The 22,448-nt window shown below is 46.5% G+C and carries 22 protein-coding genes and 1 tRNA gene; 5 read left to right on the top strand and 18 right to left on the bottom strand.

Annotation, left to right across the window (positions count from 1 at the left end; genetic code table 11):
* Positions 1-35: 35 nt before the first annotated feature.
* From F4V45_RS02790 to F4V45_RS02730, 13 genes are all read right to left on the bottom strand, one after another.
* Positions 36-2,261 carry a TonB-dependent receptor gene (locus F4V45_RS02790; protein ID WP_150336963.1) on the bottom strand — a complete coding sequence of 742 codons (2,226 nt, stop codon included), beginning with the start codon at positions 2,259-2,261 and terminating at the stop codon, positions 36-38.
* Positions 2,262-2,426: 165 nt separating this feature from the next.
* Positions 2,427-2,840, bottom strand: a complete 414-nt coding sequence (locus tag F4V45_RS02785; RefSeq protein ID WP_150336962.1) for a type II secretion system protein — start codon at positions 2,838-2,840, stop codon at positions 2,427-2,429.
* Positions 2,841-2,849: 9 nt separating this feature from the next.
* A complete protein-coding gene (locus F4V45_RS02780; RefSeq protein WP_150336961.1) occupies positions 2,850-3,626 on the bottom strand; it encodes a hypothetical protein in 777 nt (258 codons plus the stop codon).
* Positions 3,623-5,395: a peptidoglycan D,D-transpeptidase FtsI family protein gene (locus F4V45_RS02775; RefSeq protein WP_150336960.1), complete on the bottom strand. Its 1,773-nt coding sequence runs from the start codon at positions 5,393-5,395 to the stop codon at positions 3,623-3,625. Before F4V45_RS02775 ends, F4V45_RS02780 begins: the two co-directional genes overlap by 4 nt.
* A gap of 19 nt (positions 5,396-5,414) precedes the next feature.
* Positions 5,415-5,729, bottom strand: a complete 315-nt coding sequence (gene fliE, locus F4V45_RS02770) for a flagellar hook-basal body complex protein FliE (protein WP_150336959.1) — start codon at positions 5,727-5,729, stop codon at positions 5,415-5,417.
* A 78-nt stretch (positions 5,730-5,807) separates the two neighbouring features.
* On the bottom strand, positions 5,808-6,302 hold the full coding sequence (gene flgC, locus F4V45_RS02765) for a flagellar basal body rod protein FlgC (protein ID WP_023929475.1): 495 nt from the start codon (positions 6,300-6,302) through the stop codon (positions 5,808-5,810).
* Positions 6,303-6,312: 10 nt separating this feature from the next.
* Positions 6,313-6,762 (bottom strand): flagellar basal body rod protein FlgB, encoded by a 450-nt coding sequence (gene flgB, locus F4V45_RS02760; RefSeq protein WP_150336958.1) that lies wholly within the window; start codon positions 6,760-6,762, stop codon positions 6,313-6,315.
* A gap of 157 nt (positions 6,763-6,919) precedes the next feature.
* Positions 6,920-6,995 (bottom strand) — tRNA-Glu (locus tag F4V45_RS02755).
* Positions 6,996-7,038: 43 nt separating this feature from the next.
* Positions 7,039-7,902: an SPOR domain-containing protein gene (locus F4V45_RS02750; RefSeq protein WP_150336957.1), complete on the bottom strand. Its 864-nt coding sequence runs from the start codon at positions 7,900-7,902 to the stop codon at positions 7,039-7,041.
* A gap of 15 nt (positions 7,903-7,917) precedes the next feature.
* Complete coding sequence (locus F4V45_RS02745) at positions 7,918-8,460, bottom strand: DUF1882 domain-containing protein (RefSeq protein WP_023929472.1); 543 nt, start codon at positions 8,458-8,460, stop codon at positions 7,918-7,920.
* 9 nt (positions 8,461-8,469) lie between these two features.
* A complete protein-coding gene (locus F4V45_RS02740; RefSeq protein ID WP_150336998.1) occupies positions 8,470-9,720 on the bottom strand; it encodes a serine hydroxymethyltransferase in 1,251 nt (416 codons plus the stop codon).
* Between the two features lie 23 nt (positions 9,721-9,743).
* Entirely contained in the window at positions 9,744-11,327 is a 1,584-nt protein-coding gene (gene lysS, locus F4V45_RS02735; RefSeq protein WP_150336997.1) for a lysine--tRNA ligase, read from the bottom strand.
* A 19-nt stretch (positions 11,328-11,346) separates the two neighbouring features.
* Positions 11,347-11,943, bottom strand: a complete 597-nt coding sequence (locus tag F4V45_RS02730) for a CvpA family protein (protein ID WP_150336956.1) — start codon at positions 11,941-11,943, stop codon at positions 11,347-11,349.
* 78 nt (positions 11,944-12,021) lie between these two features.
* On the opposite strand from F4V45_RS02730, the gene lnt reads away from it, so the two are divergent.
* The 5 genes from lnt to F4V45_RS02705 are packed head-to-tail and all read left to right on the top strand — an operon-like array spanning position 12,022 to position 17,821.
* On the top strand, positions 12,022-13,521 hold the full coding sequence (gene lnt, locus F4V45_RS02725) for an apolipoprotein N-acyltransferase (protein WP_150336955.1): 1,500 nt from the start codon (positions 12,022-12,024) through the stop codon (positions 13,519-13,521).
* Position 13,522: 1 nt separating this feature from the next.
* Positions 13,523-14,170, top strand: a complete 648-nt coding sequence (locus F4V45_RS02720) for an ABC transporter ATP-binding protein (RefSeq protein WP_150336954.1) — start codon at positions 13,523-13,525, stop codon at positions 14,168-14,170.
* An 18-nt stretch (positions 14,171-14,188) separates the two neighbouring features.
* Entirely contained in the window at positions 14,189-14,776 is a 588-nt protein-coding gene (locus tag F4V45_RS02715) for a queuosine precursor transporter (RefSeq protein ID WP_023929465.1), read from the top strand.
* A gap of 18 nt (positions 14,777-14,794) precedes the next feature.
* Positions 14,795-15,730 carry a D-2-hydroxyacid dehydrogenase gene (locus F4V45_RS02710; protein ID WP_150336953.1) on the top strand — a complete coding sequence of 312 codons (936 nt, stop codon included), beginning with the start codon at positions 14,795-14,797 and terminating at the stop codon, positions 15,728-15,730.
* A gap of 3 nt (positions 15,731-15,733) precedes the next feature.
* On the top strand, positions 15,734-17,821 hold the full coding sequence (locus tag F4V45_RS02705; protein WP_150336952.1) for an NAD(P)H-hydrate epimerase: 2,088 nt from the start codon (positions 15,734-15,736) through the stop codon (positions 17,819-17,821).
* A 124-nt stretch (positions 17,822-17,945) separates the two neighbouring features.
* On the opposite strand, the gene F4V45_RS02700 is transcribed toward F4V45_RS02705, so the two are convergent.
* From F4V45_RS02700 to tgt, 5 genes are all read right to left on the bottom strand, one after another.
* Positions 17,946-18,311: a hypothetical protein gene (locus F4V45_RS02700; RefSeq protein ID WP_150336951.1), complete on the bottom strand. Its 366-nt coding sequence runs from the start codon at positions 18,309-18,311 to the stop codon at positions 17,946-17,948.
* Positions 18,312-18,456: 145 nt separating this feature from the next.
* A complete protein-coding gene (locus tag F4V45_RS02695) occupies positions 18,457-19,599 on the bottom strand; it encodes a DUF354 domain-containing protein (protein ID WP_150336950.1) in 1,143 nt (380 codons plus the stop codon).
* Positions 19,600-19,608: 9 nt separating this feature from the next.
* Positions 19,609-20,832, bottom strand: a complete 1,224-nt coding sequence (locus tag F4V45_RS02690; RefSeq protein ID WP_150336949.1) for a DegT/DnrJ/EryC1/StrS family aminotransferase — start codon at positions 20,830-20,832, stop codon at positions 19,609-19,611.
* Positions 20,833-20,841: 9 nt separating this feature from the next.
* The gene (locus F4V45_RS02685; RefSeq protein ID WP_023929459.1) at positions 20,842-21,228 is read right to left on the bottom strand and encodes a group III truncated hemoglobin; all 387 of its coding nucleotides are present in this window, start codon (positions 21,226-21,228) and stop codon (positions 20,842-20,844) included.
* Between the two features lie 28 nt (positions 21,229-21,256).
* Positions 21,257-22,372 carry a tRNA guanosine(34) transglycosylase Tgt gene (tgt, locus tag F4V45_RS02680; protein WP_150336948.1) on the bottom strand — a complete coding sequence of 372 codons (1,116 nt, stop codon included), beginning with the start codon at positions 22,370-22,372 and terminating at the stop codon, positions 21,257-21,259.
* Positions 22,373-22,448: the final 76 nt, after the last annotated feature.

Raw genomic sequence — 22,448 nt, 5'->3', positions numbered from 1 at the left:
AAGATATTTTGCCTTTGCAAATGCAATAAACCAGCCTAGAATCTACTTGCTACTTCTAGGTAGAATGCCCTGCCCGGTGCGCGGTAGTAGGAGTAGTATTTGTAGTCAAGCAAATTGGTAAAGTTAGCACTTAGCTCAAGATATTTCATTCTATACCCTAGCCGCATATCAAGCAAATAGTAGGCATCACTACTAGAATACACGCCCCATACCTTCTGGCTTGCATTGTCCAAGTCCTTATACCGCTTGCTTGCCATCTCACAGCCTAGGCTGCCAAAGGCTTTGCCATCATCATAGTAGAGCTGCACATAGCCAGAATGCTCTGGGACTCCGGGCAGGCGATTGCCCGCAGCGATTACGCTGCCGCCTGATACGAGATCTTGGGTGAGCTTGGCATTGTAGAGCGTATAGCTTGCAAACAGCCCTCCATAGCCAAAAAGCTTTTGCCTATATGATAGCTCTATGCCATTTATGCGTGCTCTTTGGGCGTTTTCTAAATTTTTGCCTATGGTGGTTATGGCATTGGTGAAAAAGCTATCAAAGTAGTAGAGCTTGAGTTGCGCGGCAAAAGTGGATTCTGGGTATAGGGACTGCTCTAGCCCTACATCATAGCTATATAGCTCTTCTGGCTTTAGGTGTGGGTTGCCAGAAGTTTGGACGCCATCGTTGCGGATATAGTCGCGGAATTTTTGGTTGAAAGTAGGGGCGCGAAATGAGCTGCCCCCTGAAGCCTTGATGATTGTCGTGGCATAGCTGCTAGAAAAGGGCGTGAAATTTAGTGAGAGCTTGGGGGAGAACTGATTATGTGTAGCATTTGGGGCATTGGGCTTGGTGGTGTCTGTGTAGTTAAAGCCCTGCCACAAATCCCACCGCCCACTAAGCCCGGTGCTAAGGTATTTGCTCCACTTTGCCTGATAATGCACAAATGCGCCTAGGAAATTATGCGTCCCGGTGATTGTCTTGCTAAGTGCGGTGCTAGAAGCAAACTCGCGCCAATCGCTAAGAGTATAGGCATTTTGCTTATAGCCGCTATATCGCTCCTGCACGCCAAAAAGCAGGCTATGGGCTTGAGACAAACGCAGAGTAAAAGAGCTTTCAAAGTTTAGCGTGTTGTAGTGGTGATCTTGCTTGCTCCCAGCTCCGCCAAAGGGCGAAGCCCCTCCGCTAGGACCAGCCCAAATATCATTGCCGTAGGTGTGATTTAGGCTTGTGCGCCACTCATTGCTGCCAAAGTAGTGTGTGTAGCTTAGGGCAGAGATGACTTGATTATAAATTTCATTGCCCATACCGCCCACAAACGCATAAGGTGCGCTGCCTTGTGTGCTGCTTGGGCTTGTGGCATCGCCCCACGCTACGCCGCCAAGCTCATCGCGCAAAAAGCTTTGCTGGCGGTGGTGGATATAGTTGTAGTTGGAGTATTGCACCCACGCATCTAGCACGCCACTACTGCCAATATCTGCTTGGGCTTTGAGTCTAGCATCGTGTGTGGCGTATCGCTGGTGTCCCATATCGCCCACAAGCACAATCGGCGTGCCATCGGTTTTGTGCGATGGGACGCTGCCGCTTAAGCCGCTTATGCCATTATCACCACTTGTATTGACCCACGCATTATCCGCTGCATAGCCGCTAGAGAAGCTCCCGCCATAAGTGGCTTTCACACGCAAGGATTTGTCAAAAAAGCTATCCCCCACGCTTAGATACCAATTTGTGAGATTCTCTGGCGCGCCATTGTGGCTAAATGGATTCCCATAGCCTAGGCTACCATACACAGAGAGTGAATCTGGCATAGCCGTGATGAAGTTGATAGCCCCGCTAAGTGCGCCTGAACCATACAGAGCCGAGCTAGCTCCGCGCGTAATTTCCACGCGCTCTAAGTCGTGCGCGCGCATAGTGGTGAGCATTTTGGTGTTGTTGTTGATGTCGTTTAAAATCACGCCATCTACCATAAGCAGCGCACCATTGCTAATGCCCCGAATCATCGCGCCATCAAAGGTCTCCATACCTCTACCTTTAGGCTGAAGCACGCTCTCATAGCCGCGCAGCGTATCGGTGAAGCGGTAGTTTGGGCGGATAGCAATGTCTTTTTTCTCAATAATAGTGGTATTGCCCGGGGCTTGCTCTATGGGGGTGGGAAGCTTTGTGGCAATGGTAGTAACTGCTTGAAGCGTCTTTTGCTCTTGTAGAGATGTGGCACGCAAGGCTTGTGCGCTAAGCCCACTTACTAGCACAATACAAGAAAGCACACGCGCAGGTTTTGTCATCTTGATCCTTAACTACATTGTATATTGATGTGATTATATAAATTTTATTCTTACCTTAGTATTAAGATTATTATATAAATAATATTTATAGGGCAAAGATCAAGTAGAATCTGCAATGCTAGCTTGCACATAAGCACCTAGATTCTAGCTTTTAGGGTCAATTAGCTATAGTTTTTTGATGCGTAGTAGGATTTCTCTGCAGACAATATTATTAGAAAATGCGCATTTAAATGATGGCTGGATACTAAAATCACTCGGCTCTAGCGTGAAGCTTGTCCCCACGCCTGCCACTTCTGCACGGAAGCGATTGCGCACAAAGCCTATGCGACACTGCGGGGATTCTAGTGCGTGGGCTTGGATAATTGCGCGCACTTCAGTCTCTGTGGGCATAGTAGCTAGCAGGCTATGGCGTGCATACACGATAGATAGCTGCTCTTGTATAGAAGCCAGCGTGTGGGCTAGCTTGGTGTAGCAGGCTTTCTTGCCCAAATCTAGCTGCTTGATAAATGCGGCACTTAGCACGCCAATCACTGCGATCACAAACACTAGCTCAATCATACTAAACGCCCTTAAGCGCATAGATAGAATCTACTTTATAGGCTCTTTGATGATATAGGGCACACCTTGCAAGCCTGCCTTTTGCAGCTCTAGACCCGTTGCTACAAGAGTAGCACTAATGTCTCCTTGCTCTGTCTCTTTAGCAAAGCGCACGCTACTTGGGTCAAAGCTCTTGTCAAACACTCTTTTTAGCACCGCGATTTGCTCATTCTTTGTCTTAGCATTTTGGATAAGCTTGGCAAATGCTGCTGCTTTGTTTATGGAGCTTTGTTGGATAATGCCCACAACCATAATCTCAAGCGTAGAATCCTTGGCATACTCTTCAAGCTTTTCTACTTCATCTCTGCAGTATGGGCAGTTGGGGTCAAGCACTATGTAGGTTTTATATTTAGCTGCTTCATTAGCGATGGTGATCGTGCTATTTGTGTGTTGTTTAAATACCTTGAGCACGCCCTTATCGGCAACTTGCTTATTGTTTGCGCTTACTTTTTGTAAAAGTGCTGCAAGCTTTGCTTCAAACTTCTCATCTGTGGTAAATATCAAATTTGGCGATATGCCTAGGACGACTCTGCCGCTATCATTTGCTAGCAGCGGTATCCAAAATCCACCTTGCTCTACCACGACAAAGGAGAATCCCTGCAAGCTAGAGTCCTGTGTGAGTGCGACCTTGGCAGAGAGTCTTTGCGCTTTCAAAGTGGATTCTAGCTGCTTAGAATCTAGTGCGTTTGCATAGCTACCTAAACAAAGCGCGCTACAAGCAAGCAAGTGTAAAATGCGTCCGTGTAGTGAGCGAATGTGCTGGATCATTTTTTATCCTTTTTGATTGGTTTAAGATATCCTTGAGCGATAAGCTCTTTAGCGATTTTTTGAAAGACGGGTGCTGAAGTTTGCGAGCCATAATAATGCTGCCCAGATGAGCCAAAGGTTACCACGCCTATGACATAAGCGTTTTCATCATCTTTTGCAAAGCCAAAAAATGAGCCATTATAAGTCTCACCATATCCCCCAGATGATGAAACTACGCGTGCTGTGCCTGTTTTCCCACCGACTATGATCTCCTCCACTCTCGCTGCCTTGCCCGTGCCAGAATCTACAACTTTGATAAGCATTTCTTGCATTTTTTGTGCGGTGGTGCTAGAGATCGCGTGCTTAGGGGCTTGTAGATTGGGGACATAGATGGAGCCATCTTGAGCGATAAAATGCTGTGTAATATGGGGTGTAACCAAATACCCACCATTAACAAACGCCCCATAAGAGCGCAAAAGCTGCATAAAGGTAACGCGCACGCGATAGCCATAAGACACCGAAGCCTTTGCCGCGGAGGATTCTTGACTTAGCTCGCGCACGGAGGGGATTATGCCATCTTTTTCATAAGGCAGATCGATCCCCGTAATCTGCGCTAGCCCAAATGCTTTTAACCCATCATAAAACTCTCTCCCACTAAGTAGCATTGAGAGCTTGACCATTCCTACATTGCTCGATCGTAGTAGGACATCTTCTATTGTCGGGTTTTTGGGCATTATGGAGTCATCTTTGATGATATATCGCCCCACGCGATAGTAGCCATCGTTTAAATCAATAGGGCTTAGGGGGTTGATGAGCTTTTTTTCTAGTAATAGGGCATAAACTAGGGGTTTAATCGTGCTGCCGGGCTCAAAGGACTCTATCGCGCGGATTTTTAGGCTCGTGTAGTCTTGCTTGCGTATAGCTTTTGGGTTAAAGCGTTTAGAGGTAGCTAGGGCTAGAATCTGCCCGGTTTTTGGGTGTAGCACGCCGGCGATCACTTCATCTGAGTCAAATTCTCTAATGGCATCATCTAGGATAGATTCTACCTTTTGCTGGAATTTAAGCGGAATGCCTAGCACCACATCAAAGCCATCATAGCGCCTTTGTTGCAGCGCGCCCTTGCTTTGAATGATATTAAACCCTATATCGCGCCTGCCTGATATTTTCCCGTGGCTTACTGCCTTAAGGATAGAGTCTTGCGACTTTTCGATCCCATCGACACCTTTTGGGATCGTTAGCCCAAACTCCTGATCCTTTCTTGTATAGCCTACAATGGGCTCTAGCAAGTCTGCATAGGGATATTCCCTATCTATCCCACTTACTTCGATGCTAAGCCCGATTTTTTGCACAAGCTTGCCATTATCATCTTCATATTCTTTGAAGACATCATAAGCTAGCAGCTTGGCGTTAAGAGCTTTGAGATTAGCAGCGGTGTTAGGGCTTATGGCGTAAGAGAGTGTAGTATAGCTTGCTTGGGCAAAGGCTTCTAAAATCTTAGATTTTGGTATGTGGCTATATATTTCTAGGAGCTTGATAAAAAGCTCTTTTTTGTCCGGGTCTATTGAGCGTGGATTGAAGCTTAGCTTGTAGAGCTTTTTGCTCCGTGCAAGAGAATAGCTATCTTTGGTATAAATACTCCCGCGCACGGCAATATCAGACTTGGTGATGATTAAGGTGGGCATTTTGCGGGGTAAAACCACCTTAAAATACACAACAGCCAAAAAGACAACAAACCCCACCAAAAGTAGCAGAAAAAAAACAAGAATCCTACGAGATTTTTCTAGCTGCATACGCGAGAATCTAAATCAGCTACACTTGGGTGCGCAAGATCTCTTTATATGCGCTCAAAGCCTTATTGCGCACTTCTAGCATAAGTTTCATGCTTGTCTCTGCCTTGCCTATGGCAATGGCTGCTTGATGAAGATCTTTGAGCTGCCCGCTTGCCATATCAGCAAGGGCTTTGTCAGATGTTTCTTGGACTTGATTAAGCTCATCAATGGACTTTTTCAAAAGTTTTGAAAACTCCCCATTTGATGCGCTCTGGTCACCAGCGACACGGGGAGATTTTGTAGAGCTTGTGGTAGAAAGTGCTTGATTTAAGCCGATTGTTTTAATCTCATCCATTGTATTCTCCGTGCTTATTATCGTGTGTATTATATCGGTTTTTTGTAACTTTGCTCAATTACTCTACATATCTTGTCATTATGCTTGCATCATCAAAATCGCATTCCCAGCCATAGTTTTCGCGCTTTGAAATGCTGCGACATTGGCTTGATAAGCCCTTGTGGCTTCAATGAGATCTGCCATTTCTACAACGGGATTGATGTTGGGGTATGCTACATAGCCTTCAGAGTTTGCATCAGGGTGGTTTGGCTCATATTTCATAATCGGCGCACGATCATCGCGCACAATTTTATCGATATAAACGCCCATTATAGCAGGCTTTGGAGTTTTACCTAAATCTCCTTCATTAAGTGGATCTTCATACTCTATGCCATTGGAGTTTTTCTCAAGCTTTTGGTTGAGGGCTTTGTTGAAGTCAAATGCACGAAATGAGAGCATTTGTCGTCTATAAGGTCCGCCCTCATCGGTGCGTGTGGTGTTTGCATTAGCGATGTTGGCAGAGATTAGGTTGGCGCGGATTCTTTGGGCTGATAGTCCATAGCCGCTAATATCAAATGAGTTGAAAAAGTTCATCGCTTACTCCTTATGAAATATTTTTGCCAGCTTCGATAGCGTAATTTAAAATGCCTTTGTGCTTTTTGAGCGCGGTGGTTAGCCCTTGATAGACAACGGAGTTTTTCCCAAGCTCTGTTGTTTCAATGTCTAAATCCACGCTATTGCCATCATTTCTTGCCAAGTGTCCATCGCGGAAGAACATATCAGGCTTGTGGATATGGCGTGAAGTGCGGCTATCATCTAGGCTAAAATGTTTAGATTCTGTCCGTGCTATGTGTAAGATCGGTGGCTTTTTATGCTCAAGAATCTCTGCTTGCTCTAGTGCCAGCATTTGTGTAAATTCTATATCTCTTGGGCGGTAAAATGGCGTATTTTGATTAGCGATATTACCCGCTATCAAATCTTGCCGCAAAGAGCGGAAATCCAATGCTTTATATGCTAGAGAATAGACTTTAGACTCTGCTGCAAAAGAAATCATTGATACTCCTTAAGTAACTTCGACTTACATCACACTATAAGCAAATTAGATTCCATAATTGAGTGGTTTAGATTCTATACACTAGAGAATCTAAGAGCTAAATTGAGATCTAACTTGGTAGAGTTTGGCTTGAAGTTTTAATATGAAACTGCAGTAATGGCGACCCTTGAAAGATTCGAACTTCCGTGACTGCCTAGAAAGGGCAGTATCCTTGACCGCTAGATGAAAGGGTCTTATGAAAAGTATTTATAGAAGAGTAGAATCCAAAGCCCAAAATTATGGGACTTCAACGGGCGTTGGATTTTCTTTAAAAATTTTTGCTATTTCTTCGCGACTTGGAGCTTGGGCTCTGCTCTTGTATGGTCCTAAGAGATAGCGCGTGTTTGACTTATTGTCCAAGACTATATGCTGGATTCTGTAAGAATACTTCTTAATCAGTGTTAAAAACTCTGCATTTGGCTCTTTTTCAAACGCACCAACTTGCCAATAGAATCCTTGTGTAGGCGCAGATCCATTAGATTGAGCCGGCGTGCTTGGTGCAGCAGGCTTAGGAGCTTGGGGCTTGGGGCTAGATTCTACCTTGGGTGTCTCTGCGACAGGCTTAGCCGCTGGCTTAGGAGCTTCTGGAGCTTTTTTCACTGGTGCTTCTTGCTTTGGCTTTTCTGCTTGTTTTGGGGCTTGGGGCTTGGGGCTAGATTCTACCTTGGGCGCGGCTTTAGGAGCTTGAGTAATCGCTCCTTCAATGTTATCAAGCGCGCTATCAATATCAGTGCCGTTAGCTTTGTCATCAGGGGCATTGATAGGCTCTTGCTCAAAGCCTAGATTCAAGTCTTGTGGCATAGATGGCATACCATATGTATCAACAGATCCGGGCACATTGCTATTAGTATCTTGCCCAAAATCTAGCGTGCCAAAATTACTGCTAAACAAATCATCTGCTGGCTTCATCGCACTTGTATCGACAATTTCGCTTGGGCTAGCTAGTGGCTCTTCTTTGGTGATGAGAAACTTCCACACCAAAAACGCAACCACTACAATAATAACAATAGCTGCTATGACGACAAATACAGCCTTTTTCCCACTTGAAGACTGCTTGCTATTGCCCAGTAAGATTTCGCTTAATTCTTTTCTTTCTTCCATCTATGCTCTCCTTATCTACATATGTCTAGCCCACGAAGCTCCACGCTCCTTGGCATAAACCTCATAGGGCACAACGAGTATATTAAAGTCTCTTGGTAAATCAATATTAGGGAAGACACGCCATTCAAGCGGCATTTTCTGCCCAAGTTTTAGTGAAAGCGTGCGCGCAAGTCTCTGTCCTTCGCTCAAATCGGTGTGTCCTTTATGGATATATAAATGTAAATGCCCCGGGGTTTTTGTGTTGTATGCAGTGAAGTTGATAAAGCCTTCATCGCGCAAGAGTAGCTGGGCTTTGTGGTAGAAGCGATCAGGGCTTCTGCCATTATAGTCAAATACGATATTTTCTACCTTATCACCGGGCAAAATCAAGCTATGGGCTACGGTAATCTTGCGCGCGAAGTGATCTCTAATAATTTGGCTTGTGAGCATACTATTGACGCGCTGGAATTTATCAAATAGCAAACGCCCATTATAATGCACCTTTTGACCAAGACCATCAAGCTTCTTGAAGTAAAACGCGCTGTGCATTTTAATGAGCTTTAATTCCATTTCCGTCATATTGCGTCCTTAAAAAATGGGCTTTTGATAGACCACAAACCCTCTATTTAGCTCCTTGATTTCCGCTTTTATGCTCTCTTGGAGTTTTGTATCAGTAATATTATCCAAAATATCAGCGATTTTGTGCGCTATCCACTCAAACTCCGCTTCTTTCATACCCCTAGCTGTCAGTGCTGGAGAGCCTATGCGGATACCGCTTGTTACAAATGGGCTTCTTTTTTCTCCCGGCACGGTGTTTTTATTTACCGTGATTCCGGCATTGCCTAGTGCGATGTCTGCGTCTTTCCCGCTAAAATCTTTTGATAAGAAGCTTAGTAAAATAAGATGATTATCACTCCCCCCACTCACCAAATCATACCCCCTATTTACAAGCACTTCAGCCATTTTGCTAATGTTTGCTTTGACCTGCTTGGCATAAGTTTTCCACTCAGGCTTTAGGTTCTCTTTAAAGCCTACTGCCTTGCCTGCGATGATATGCATAAGCGGTCCGCCTTGCAAGCCCGGAAATACGCTTTTGTTGATCTTATTGGCAATGTCTTCATCATTTGTTAAGATAAGTCCCCCTCTAGGACCGCGTAGGGTTTTGTGTGTCGTGGAGGTTACTACATCGCAGTGGGGGAAAGGATTGGGGTATTCATCTGCGCAGACAAGTCCGGCGATATGAGCAATATCTGCCATTAAAATCGCGCCCACTTCATCAGCGATCTCCCTAAACTTGGCAAAATCTAGCTCTCTTGTATAGGCAGAAAACCCACATACCAAAATCTTTGGCTTCACAAGTAGCGCGCTTTGGCGTAGCTTGTCGTAATCAATCCTGCCATCTAGCTCCACACCATAAAAAAAGCTTTGATAAACCTGCCCTGTAATGCTCACTTTCGCGCCGTGCGTAAGATGCCCGCCGTGGCTTAGATCCATACCTAGAATCTTGTCATAAGGCTTAAGTAGTGCATTATAGACTGCGCCATTTGCTTGGCTACCAGAGTGTGGCTGCACATTGGCAAACTTCGCACCAAAGAGCTTTTTAGCTCGCTCAATGGCTATGGACTCTACTGCATCGACAAATTCACAGCCCCCGTAATATCGCTTATTTGGATAGCCCTCGGCATATTTGTTTGTCAGCACACTGCCCATAGCCTCCATAACTGCTGGAAAGGTGTAGTTCTCACTAGCAATCATCTCTAAATGCTCATTTTGGCGCGTAAGCTCCGCGTTGATAAGATTATAAATCTCTGCATCAACTCGCTCTATCTCATAGCTCATCATAACTCCTTATGGTAAGTGGTTTAGCTAGATTCTGTGTCAGTAGCCTTTGCTTGGGGCTTCATCGCGGGGAAAAGCAGCACATCTTTAATGCTTTTGTTGTTTGTCAGCAGCATTACAAGTCGGTCGATCCCTATGCCTTGCCCAGCAGTTGGCGGCATACCATAGCCTAGTGCATTGACAAAGTCTTCGTCCATATATTGGGCTTCTTCATCGCCCGCGTCTTTTTGGCGCACTTGGGCAAGGAATCGCTCATATTGGTCAAGCGGGTCATTTAGCTCGCTAAATCCATTGGCAATTTCCTTGCCACCGATAAAGAGCTCAAATCGATCGGCAATATTTGGATCTTCATCATTGCGTCTAGCTAGAGGGCTTATATCTATGGGGTATTGTGTGATGAAGGTAGGATTGATGAGCTTAGATTCTACAAACTCGCTAAAGGCGGCATCTTGCAGCTTGCCATAGTTGAGGTTAGATTCTAGCTTTACACCCTTTTGCAAGAGGTAGGACTCTAGGCTCTTGGCATTCTCTAGCGCGGACTCTGGGATATTGCCAATGGAGCACAAGCTCTCTTTGTAGCTTAGCACGCTCCATTTGCTAAAATCCACTTCCACATCGCCCCAAGGTAGCTTCGTAGGGAGAGCAAGCTTCTCTAGCAAGTAGGTGAAAAACTCCTTTGTAAGCGCGATGAGCTCCTCATAAGTGCGATATGCCCAGTAAAATTCAATCATACTAAACTCTGGGTTGTGGGAGTGATCCATACCTTCATTGCGGAAGTTGCGATTAAGCTCAAAAACCGCTTCAAACCCACCTACAATGAGCCGTTTTAGATACAGCTCTGGTGCGATACGCAAGTAGCGATCTACATTCAAGGCATTATGATGGGTTACAAAAGGCTTGGCATTTGCGCCTCCGGGGATTGGGTGGAGCATTGGCGTCTCCACTTCTAAAAACCCCCTTTCTTCGAAAAATCTCCGCACAAGCGCGACAATGCGCGATCGTAAAATAAAAGTCTTTTTCACACTAGGATTCATAATCAAATCCACATACCGCTGGCGATAGCGCGCTTCAATATCGGTAAGTCCGTGGAATTTCTCTGGGAGCGGGATAATGGACTTGGTGAGAATCTTGCACGCACTAGCGTGGATACTTAGCTCGCCTGTTTTGGTAACAAAAGCATAGCCTGTGATATTGACAATATCGCCTACTTCAAGCAGCTTCTTAACAACTAAAAACTCCTGCTCACTTAGCTCGTTTTTGGACAAGTAGGCTTGCAGGATCGCGCTTTCATCTTGGATTTTGATAAAGCAGGCTTTGCCCATAATGCGGATAAACTTCACACGCCCTACAATCGACTCTAGTGGCTGCGACTCTGTCGTGTTAGATTCTAGCTCGCTCTTTTGCGTGGCATTGGGCTTTGGTGTTGTAGATTCTGGTGATTTGCTAGATTCTAGGGCTTGGCTAGAATCTAGCAAATGCGCGTAGCGTTGCAAAAATGCAGCATTGCTCATTGTGCGCGTAAGTGCGTTGGAGTAAGGGTTGAGCCCCAGCTCTCTTAGCGCACTGGCTTTTTGGACTCTTTGAGCGATGTAGGTATTATCAAACATAGCACAACCACACAGATAGCTACTTGCCACTTACGCTTTGCTGCGCAGCTTGCTTGAGCTCTTCAACCCCTTGCGCAAAGCTCTCTGCACTTGCTTTGCCTTGGCTTATATTGCTTAGATTTTGCAGTGCCCCATCTACCACCGGTAGGTGCATAATCTTTTGCGCGACATTGATCATATTGACATACATTTGGCTCTTTTCTCTAGCACTTTGTGCGAAATTCTCGCGGATAAAGTTGATTTGCGATACGGCATAGGCGATAAAGCTAAAGATGAAAAACACCTTAACCGAAGCAAACACAAAGCCCAAGCCCTTGTTAAGAAAATCTAAACGCAAAAACACAAGCTTGCTAGCTAGCACAACCCCAAGTAGCACAAAGAGTGCCCAGCACACAAGTAGCACGATGATAAATCCCAAAGTCGTGTGGATCGTAGTGCTGCCAAAGTTATAGACATTTTTCAGCGCATTGCCCATAGGGCTAGCAAATACCGAGCCTAAATATACACCAAGTAGCACTCCCACTAAGCTACAAAACTCCGCGACAAACCCAGAAGCAAACCCGCGAAATCCAATTACGACAATAATAACAATCAGCGCGACATCGATATAATTCATCACCACTCTTTTTACGGAAAATTTAGCTTAAAAAGGCTACCATTGTAGCCAAAGATACATAAAATCAAGGTAAATATTTTGAAAAAAGCTTCTACACAAGGCTTGCTAGAATTCACCTTTTCTCCCCACCTTTTCTCCCATTTTTTTCACACGATTACCACGCTAAAATCTCACGCCCTTAACTCCAACGCACGCGTGAGAATGCGCAAAATTTTTAGCAAAGATTCTGGCACTCTTTTTTTCGCACGCCTTATGCTTGGCTTGCTTTATGCGCTTGGGTTTTGTGCGTGGCTCTATGTCTTTGTGCTTGTGGCAGGATTTTTCACGCTAGATTCTAGTTTGCTAGCGCAAGCCCTTAGTGCTTTGCTTATGAGTGCGCTTGTGCTAGTAAGCTTTAGTATTTGGCTGCTTGTGCCTCGTGCAATTATTGGGTATTTTGGGTTTTTTGCGGGGCTTTTGCTGTTTTATTGGATTGGGCTTTCATTTCGCTTTTCTGTCGCGCCATATTTGCTAGGCTTTGTGTGTGTAGGCATAGGGCTTATCTATGCGGCTTTGTTTTATCTGGGGCTTTATTTTACAAGCAAGCTCTATCGCATTGCCTCGCTATTTGTGCTAGGGGTTTTTGCGCCGTTTTCGTTTGATTGGTTTGTGCCTAAGGCGTGGCTAGCTTATAGTGTGTTTGGGGTAGGGGACTTAGCGTTTGTGGGCATTATGTGTGCGCTGGCACTTGGGCTATATCGTGGTGGAGCTAGAAAAATACGGATTCTAGGAAGTGTAGCTATCTTGCTTGTGTGCATAGATTGGCAGGGGGTAGAATCTATGGCAAGCGCGCATACCCAAGCGCGCGCGCAGATCACGCCACTTGCAAAGGATATTGCCATTATGCAAAGTGCTATCCCCCAAGATCTCAAATGGGAGCAAAGCACCATAGACTCTGTGCTTGTAGGCATAGCTAGCGCGATAGATTCTGCCGTAGCAGAATCTAAGCAGATGATCATTCTCCCAGAGACGATTTTGCCCTTTGTGTTAAATGATAGGCTAAGCTTCCAAAAGCAAGTGCTAGCAACACTTCTAGCAAAAAGTAGGGATATTACTATTGTGCTTGGGGCTTTTAGCGCGCAAGGTGAGCAGGTGCATAACTCCACTTATGTCTTTAGCAACTCTAGCTTGCAAATCTTGCATAAAGTCATTTTAGCCCCATTTGGTGAGAAGATCCCGCTCCCAGACTTCTTAGCAAAGCCTTTGTATAAGCTCTTTTTTGGCATAGAAGATGGGCTACAAGCAGCAAAAGATCCGCAAGACTTTAGCGCACTTGGTAGAATCTGGCGCAATGCGATCTGCTATGAGGGCACAAGTAAAGCAATTTATGCCGATGCTCCTAAGTATCTTGTGATGATTAGTAATAATGCGTGGTTTTACCCAAGTATCGAGCCATTTTTGCAGCGTGTGCTGCTAAAATACTACGCAAGATTACAGAGCACAACGATTGTGCATTCAGCAAATTACTCTAGCTCTATCATTATCACACCCTTTGTCGATGACATAGGGGCTGTTAGAATCCTATCCTACAAGGAGTAGTATGCTACTACAAGCCAAAGCTCTATCGCACCATTTTGATACGCTACTTTATGAGAATATCCATTTGCGAGTGGATTCTGGGCAGAGTGTCGCTATCCTTGGTGTCTCTGGCTCGGGGAAATCCACCCTACTAGCAAATCTCTCTACTATGCTAAAGCCACATAGCGGCTGCGTGGAGATTTTGGGGCAGGATATTTACGCGCTTAAAGAGGCTCAAAGGCTTAGTCTCTTGCGCACAAAGCTTGGGATAATCTTTCAGTCCCACTATCTCTTCCGCGGTTTTAGTGCTAGGGAAAATTTAGAAATAGGCGCGATTTTGGCAAAGCAGCCCATTGATATGCAGCTTTTAGAGCACTTTGGCATAGCCCATACTTTGGAGCAAAACTCCGCCGATCTCTCTGGCGGGCAGCAGCAGCGACTCTCTATCGCACGCGTGCTAATGAAGCAGCCTACTATAATCTTTGCCGATGAGCCTACGGGCAATTTAGACAAAGCTACCGCTCATAGCGTGATGGACGCCTTGCTGGCTTATATAGCAAGCAAAAATGGCGCGCTCATCATCGCCACACACGATGAGTCTATCGCTCAAAAATGTACCAAAATCTATCGCATACAAAAGCACGGCTTAGAGCCATTGCAGCTTCATTAAATACATTGAAGGACAGCTATGAAACCACTAGAATCCACTTTAAACACCCCTGCTAAAATGCCCTTAAAGGTGCTTATTATCGCCGCCTGTCTGCTAAGCCTAATTGTCATCGCAGCAAACTACTCTGTGCAGTTTCACTTGGGGGATACGCCTTTGACCTTTGGGGCTTTGACCTATCCTTTTAGCTTTTTACTCCTTGATGTGCTAAGTGAGAAGTATCGCCGCCAAGATGTTACAAAAGTCATCGCTCTAGCTATTTGCATTGCATTCTACCCCTCATATCTCTCCGCTACTTCGCAAATCGCGCTTGCTTCTATCGCGGCATTTTGTATCTCCCAGCCTGTTGATGTGGCGATTTTTTATGCGTTTAAGCGGTTTTTCCCTAAGCTTTGGTGGCTTAGGAATGGCTTTTCGACAATTTTTGCGCAAGCTTTTGATACACTTATTTTCTTTAGCTTTGCATTTTGGGGGGTGAAAAGCTTTAGCGAGTGTATGGATATGGCAGCAGCGGATTATATGATCAAAGCCTTTGTAGGCGTGATGAACACGCCATTATTTTATATCCTTGCCATTAGGGCAAAGCGTCTATGGCAGAATCTTACCTAGAATCTAAAAGGAGCAGAAATGAACATTGTCAATCTTGATGTAAGCACACTTGGTGCGGACGCTGATTTTAGTGAGCTAGAGAGCTTTGGCAGCTATATGAGCTACCCACTTACAAGCTATGATGAGACTTATGAGCGCGTAAAAGATGCAGACATAATCCTAACCAACAAAGTCGTGCTAGATAAGCCCCTACTCTCTAAGCTGCCTAATCTCAAGCTCATTGTCGTAACCGCTACTGGCACAAATATCGTTGATGTAGAGTATGCCAAAGAGCGCAATATCCCCGTGCGCAACGCCGCTGGCTACTCCACGCTAAGTGTCGCGCAGCATACGCTTACTTTCGCGCTAAATCTGTTAAGTCAAATGCCCTACTATGATGGCTATGTCAAGCAGGGGCAGTGGGCTAAAAGTGCTTGCTTTACACATTTGGCGCAAGGGAGAAGAGATATTGATGGGCTCGCGTGGGGGATTATCGGGCTAGGGGCGATTGGGCAGAGGGTCGCTATGCTTGCTACAAGCTTTGGAGCTAGAGTTAGCTACACTTCAACAAGCGGGAAGAATACCGCGCAAGCCTACCCGCATTTAGCCCTAGATGATCTGCTAGCCCAAAGTGATATTATCTCTATCCACGCCCCGCTAAATCCCGCTACTAAGGGGCTAATCGATACGCACAAGCTTGCAATGCTCAAAAAAGACTGCGTGCTAATCAATGTCGGCAGAGGGGGGATTGTTGATGAGCAGGCTGTGGCAGCTAGGCTAAAGAGCGGGGCGCAGCTCTACTATGCGTGTGATGTGCTCGATACCGAGCCTATGAGAAGCGATCACCCATTTTTAGATTCTAGTATCCAAGATCGCTTGCTACTAAGCCCCCATATCGCCTATGCCTACCAAAACTCGCTAAAAACCTTGGTGCAAATGAGCATTGATAATGTCAAAGAGTTTCTAAAGGCATAGGCTGTGCGCTATCTCTATACCACGACACAAGCACTTGATAAGCGCGCACTCTCAAAGTATCTCTTAAGTGATGAGCTACTTATGGAAAATGCCGCCAATGCTTTGCTTAGCCTTATTGATAAGCTTACACATAAAGGCAGCGTGGTTACAATCGTGTGTGGCAGTGGAGATAATGGCGCAGATGGCTACGCGCTAGCTCGCAAGCTTCAAGGTAGCTATATCACTAGAATCTATGAGGCAAAAGAGCCTAAATCTCGCTTATGCAAACTCCAAAGTGAGCGCGCGCAAGTAGCAGGCTGCGAGTGGGTCAAAAAGCTTCTGCCTTGCGATGTGCTTATAGATTGTCTCTTTGGTTCTGGGTTTGCTGGGGAGCTAAGCGCGGAGTTTATCAAGCTTTTGGAGCAGATGAATACTTGTGCGCGCCTAAACATCGCCTGTGATGTCCCAAGTGGGCTAAATCTGCAAGGGTGCGTTGGCTCAATCGCCTTTCGCGCGGATTATACGCTTAGTATGGGTGCGCTAAAGGTCGCGCTTTTTAGCGATATGGCAAAGGATATTGTCGGGCAGGTGCTCGTGGGGGATCTAGGTGTGTCGCGGGAGCTTTTTGAAGTGCAAAGCCCCTTCTATCTCCTAGAAGAGAGCGATATGCGCTTACCCCATCGCACGAAGCAAAACTGCCACAAAGGCACATTTGGGCATATTGCAGTTATTTCTGGGGAGAAGGCTGGAGCGGCAGAGCTTAGTGCGATGAGTGGGCTGAGAATGGGGGCGGGGCTGGTGAGTGTGGTTAGCAGGGATTCGGTCTTGGGTAATCATAGCGGCGATTTTGTGGATTTTAGGGCAACCGCAGACCATCAGTCTAGCTCTGCCCCAAAATCCACAAAAAGCCCCACTAGCAATACCGCAATTCCTAGAATCCTTAGGGAAGAAAGCCAAAAGCAGAGTGAAAAAGCTAGAATCCTTGCAGACAAACAAACCGCGCTAGAGTCGTCATCGCGAGCCGCGCAAAGCGGCGTGGCGATCCATAATCAAAAAGCGGATTCTAGCCTTGAAGCTATGGATTGCCACGCAAGCACTAGCGCGCTTGCTTGCAATGACGGAAACAACGCCGCTAGTGAAACCGCCCCAAATATGAGCGACTCACAGACAGAAGTAAAAGTGGATTCTAGCAACGCCCAAAATCTAAACAACTCGGCACAGGATTGTAAGAGTGAAGCCCAAACCCTAGAATCCACTTTTGAAAACGCTACAACTCTAAGCGAGTCGCGGGCGGCAGGATTTTTTAAAGAAACTTCGCTTTGCTTGTTTTGCGATGATTTTCTAAAGAAACCTGCTTCGGCTTCGCCTTGCACCGCTGCCGCTGGTTTTGTGGGTTGTCAAGCTGGGGGTGAAGGGAGCTACCTAAGCGGTAGTGACCGAGACTCCAGCGCAGACTCCCGCAAAAGCGCGCAAAAGCCAACGCCCAGACCAAACCAAGCGCAATCGCTATATAACACCACCACCCAAAATGAGCTTATGTATCCCCACTCAATCCCCAAGAACGCCAATGTCCTATGCCTAGGTATGGGGCTTGGCAGTGGCTATGGATACTTGCTTGAGCCTAGCTTCATTGGAGATAGATTGTGCGTGCTTGATGCAGATGTGTTTTATGAGCACTCTTTGCTCCCCCTCCTAGAATCCACTTCCGCGCACAATCTTGTCCTAACTCCCCACCCCAAAGAGTTCCACGCGCTGTTGCATTTATGCGGACTTTTTGATGGTGATATAGCAGAAGTCGCGCACAATCGCTTCGAGCTAGCCCTGTGCTTCACCCAAGCCTACAAAGCCCCTACACTTCTGCTTAAAGGGGCAAACCCAATCATCGCCCATAATGGCAAGCTCTATATCAACCCCTTAGGCACAAGTGCGCTTGCTAAAGGCGGCAGTGGCGATGTGCTTAGCGGTGTTATTGCAAGCTATTTGGCGCAAGGATTTAGCCCGCTAGATTCTGCGATTTATGGCTCACTAGCCCACGCCAAAGCTGCCACTAAAGAGAAAAACACCTACGCGCTAACGCCTTTGCGCTTGATTGAGCATTTAGGCGCGCTATAACTTCACAAGAGAGTCTAAACACTAGAATCTAAAGAGATAAAGCAGAGAAGTAACGCTTCTTGCTATTGCTAGCAAGAAGCAAGGACTACAAGATTGAAGCAGATTGCACAGGTGCTAAGTAGCATTAGTGCGTGGTGATAGGCTGACCTTTAGCTGTGTAGCAGCCTTTGCCGATGATAAGTAGTGTCCAAAATGACGCGCTTACATCGACATTGACAAGTGCATCACTCGCGCCTACGCCTTCTTTGTCTTTTTTAGCGGCGACTTCAAGAGCCTTTGCCACAGCTCCACTTACGCGGTTTTGTGTATTGCCAAGGGGCCAGCCAAACAAATACCAAATACAATCTTTCCCCTTGACATAATCGCCCTTTTTGACATTTTGCAAAGGTAGATTCCCCGTAGAAGCCACAGAAAATCTCGCTACATTTTGCGAGCACCCGGCAAAAAACAAAGCCCCCACAACAATCCCAAACAACAAAGACTTTTTCATATAAAACTCCAGTAAATTACTCTAAAACCATAGCCTATAAGGTTGATTCTAGGCGCGGTATTATGCCCCCCCCCCCCCATTAGAATCTGCTTAATTGTGGCTAGATTCTAGCTAGGCTAGAATCTAAATGCGCTTTTGATATGGGCTAGTAGAATCTAGTGGCGATGGTTTGGACTATGGAGTGCAGAGAGCTTTCTAGGGCGTCTTTTAGGGTGCTTTCTGGGGCGTTTGGCTTGATGAAGAGAGCTTTGCTATCTTTACGGACAAAGCCGCTGTCGCGGTAGGCATAAAAGGCACTCATCACTTCTTCTACACTTTTTGCGTGGCACATAAGCTTATGCTCTAATAAATAGCAGTCGTGATAAAGCAAAAGCGAGCGGGTAGAAATAGTTGGAATCCCTAGGAAGCAGGCTTCAAGATTCATAGTCCCCCCACCTCCTAGCAGCAAGCTAGCGTGCGCGTATAAATCGTGCGGGGCGATTATCTCTTGGGCGATTTGGACATTGCTATAAGCACCAAACTCCGCTTCAAGCTGGGCTTTGCCATAGCGGGGGATAATCAGTAAGCGCACACTCTCTTTAGCAAGGGTATGCACGCTCTCATACCATAGGCGATATTGCGCCTTGACATAGTGGGCTTTATACTCTTCTTCACGCGCGATGATAAGGGGAACGCCGTTAGGCAGTGCGCTTTGTGTGATGAAGCTTGGCAGATTTGAGCTAGAGAGCAGCGAGCTAGAATCTAGCCAGAGTGCTATATCGATAAAATCATAGCTATAAACATTGCTAGATTCTAGTCCAAAGCCACTAAAGACAGATGAAGGGATTACAAATGGGTGGAAAAGCACGCTTGAGAGCGGTAGGCTTAGGCGCGCTAGAGCGGTGATGTCTTTAGGATCATAAGCGTGCCCGGCGATGGGCGTATCAGCAAAATGCACGATAGGGATCCCTAGCCCAAAGGCGCACTGCGCCCCCTCCACACTCGCCCCACTCATAAATACCCTAGGCAGCTCCCCAATCTTGCTAAAAAGCGATAGAAACTCCTGCTCTCTTTGCACTCTTGCGCGGTATTTGCCAAGCTTATCAGCCCCGCCATAGCCCCCCACACTGCAAACTTGCAAGCGCGCTTTAGCACAGCTAGATTCTACCTTAGAGAGGATTTGCGCGCATTCTGTGTAGTTAGGGGACTCTCTTGTGGTGATTAGGATAGAATCTAGCTCCAAAAGCCTTGGAAAAAGTGCTGAAAAAAACAGCGCGTATTTGGGGTCTGTAATATCAAGCCATAGCATTACTGCTCTTTATAATGTCTGCTCAAACTCTGCTAAAACTTGCGCGATATAGGCAATGTGTGAAAAGTCTAAATGCTCGCCAATGGGCAGGCTTAGGATCGTGCTTGCGCGATGCTTGGCATTAGGAGCATTGTGGATAGCCACATCACCACAAGCTTGCAAGATGGCAATCTCACTTAGCGCATTAGGATAATGCACGCCGCACTCTACCCCCCTTTGGCGCAAGAATGCTAGCAGCTCATCGCGCTTAGATTCTGCCCTCCCGCAGCACTCAACTACAAACAAATGCCACACACTTTGGGCAAACACGCTAGGCAGCTTAAGATAGGAAAATCGCTCAAGCTGCGTGCAATACTCTCTAGCACATCGCTGGCGGTGGGCATTGTGGCGATCAAGTGAAGCAAGCTTTAGGTGCAGGATTTTTGCTTGGATACTATCAAGCCTAGAGTTGCGCCCTAGGGATAGGTGGGTATTCTTCTCCCAGATACCATTGGCAAATTTCTGCCCGTGGTTTGCTAGCTCGCGTGCTTTTTGCACTAGGGCTAAATCTTTTGAGACCACTGCGCCGCCATCGCCATAGCAGCCTAGATTCTTCCCTGGATAGAAGCTAAAGCAAGCAATATCGCCGATACTCCCGGCTCTGCGCCCCTTTTCATCACTTGCGCCGTGTGCTTGTGCGCAGTCTTCAATGAGCTTTAATGAGTGCTTTTGCGCATAGGCTTCAAACGCGCTTATATTTTGCATAGCTCCATATAAATGCACACATAAAATCGCGCGAGTTTGTGGCGTAAGCATAGAATCCTTAGGCGTAAAGCTCCCATCTTCTTCACAATCCACCACCACCGCTCTCATACCTGCATTAAGCACTGCTTCCACACAGGCGAAATACGCGTTCGCCGGGACTATGATCTCACTCTTTGGCGGAAGGTCAAGTGCTGCTATGGCGATTTCTAGCGCGTCTGTGCCATTGCCCACGCCTACACAGCGATTGGAGTGGGTGCTGTTGCTTAGGCTTTGTATGCGCTGCTCTAGGGCTTGCTCCATACTAAGCTCTGGCTCACTCTCATAGGAGAATATATAATCGCTAAAGCTCTGCTCAAACTCGCCAACCGCACTCCCTAGCACAAACTCTGCGCTCTGGCATACTTCTTGCACCCCTGCTAGAATTTCTCTCTCCATATCGCTAAACTGCGCCTTTAGATCCAAAAATGCGACTTGCTCTACCTTTTGCATTACAACTCCTTAGTGTGGCATATCGTATAAGACATACTGAAAACGCTCTGCGATTGCTTGCGCTCTTTGTAGAATCTGCCGTGCGCAAGGTGCTTCAAAGATCTGCTGCACAGATTGCGCAAAGAGATTGAGCCAGACACTAAAAAGCTCTCGTGGGAATGGTGGCAGATCTAAATGCGCGCGCAAAGGCGCACCGCGATACTCCTGCTCGCCTAGAAACACACCGCCCCAAAATGCGCCGATTTTTTGCTTATGCTTCTCCCAGCTCTCATCATCTGTGCCAATTTTATCGCGGAAAATTTCTCCTAGCTCGCCCTTATCTGCGCGCACTTTGGCATAGAAGCTATCCATAAGCTTATCTAAACCCTCTCGCGTGATTTCTTGGTATTTACTCATTTGCTTGTCCTTTATTGTGGTGTGGATTCTAGGCTCTTTTGGCGTAGAACTCTGCTTTAAAGCTCTGCCACCTATCTTGCAAAATCGCCTCTCTAGCACCACGCACCAAAGTCATATAGTAGCTAAGATTGTGCAAGGTGGCTAGGCGGTGGTAGGTGAGCTCTTGGGCTTTGTTTAGGTGGTGCAAATAGGCGCGAGAGTAGCGCGCGCAAGTGTAGCAGGTGCATAGTGGATCAAGCGGGCTTTGGTCGTGCTTGTGCTTGGTGTTTTTGATATTAAGCTTGCCAAAGTGTGTGAAAAGCGTGCCATTTCGCGCATTTCTGCAAGGCATTACGCAATCAAACATATCCACCCCCCTATCGATAGACTCGATGATATTTTCTGGCGTGCCTACGCCCATAAGGTAGCGGGGCTTAGATTCTGGGAGCAGGGGTGCGGTATGCGCTATGGTGGCATACATCTCCTCCGCACTCTCGCCTACTGCAAGCCCGCCTAGCGCGTAGCCATCAAACTCTAGCTCTCTAAGCTCTAGCGCGCTTTGTGAGCGAAACTGCTCACTCACCCCACCTTGCACAATGCCAAAGAGATGATTTGTGCTAGCTTTGCCTTGGGATTTTTGCGCGTTATGGTAGTCAATGGAGCGTTTTGCCCATTTTGTCGTGGTCTCTACGCTTTGGGCTAGTCGCTGCTGTGTGGCTGGCAGGGCTATTAGATCATCTAGCACCATCATAATGTCGCTATTAAGCGCGTATTGCATATCAAGCACGGATTCTGGGGTGAAGAGATGCTTGCTTCCATCAATATGCGAGCAAAACCACACGCCTTCATCTGTTTTCTTCACATTTGCGCCAAGGCTAAAGGCTTGGAATCCGCCAGAGTCGCTTAAGAAGCTTCCATTAAATCCGCTAAAGTTATGCACCCCGCCAAACTCTTTCATAATCTCCGCACCCGGGCGCAAATAAGTGTGGTAGGTGTTGGCTAGGATTAGCTTTGCTTGTAGAATCTCTTGCAAATCTGTGGCATCAAGCCCCTTGACACAAGCTTGCGTGCCCACTGGCATAAACACAGGCGTAGGCACGATAGAGTGCGCTAGATTCAGCCTGCCTGCACGCGCGCTGCCATCAGTGTGCAAAAGCTCAAACATCTCCCACGCCCTTAATGATTAACTAAGCTAGATTATACATTATAGAATCTAAACTCCCGCTTGCAAGACACACGCC

Origin of the sequence: Helicobacter canis, assembly GCF_008693005.1 — a bacterium.
GTDB lineage: Bacteria > Campylobacterota > Campylobacteria > Campylobacterales > Helicobacteraceae > Helicobacter_B > Helicobacter_B canis.
This window is presented reverse-complemented; position numbering and strand designations above follow the sequence as displayed.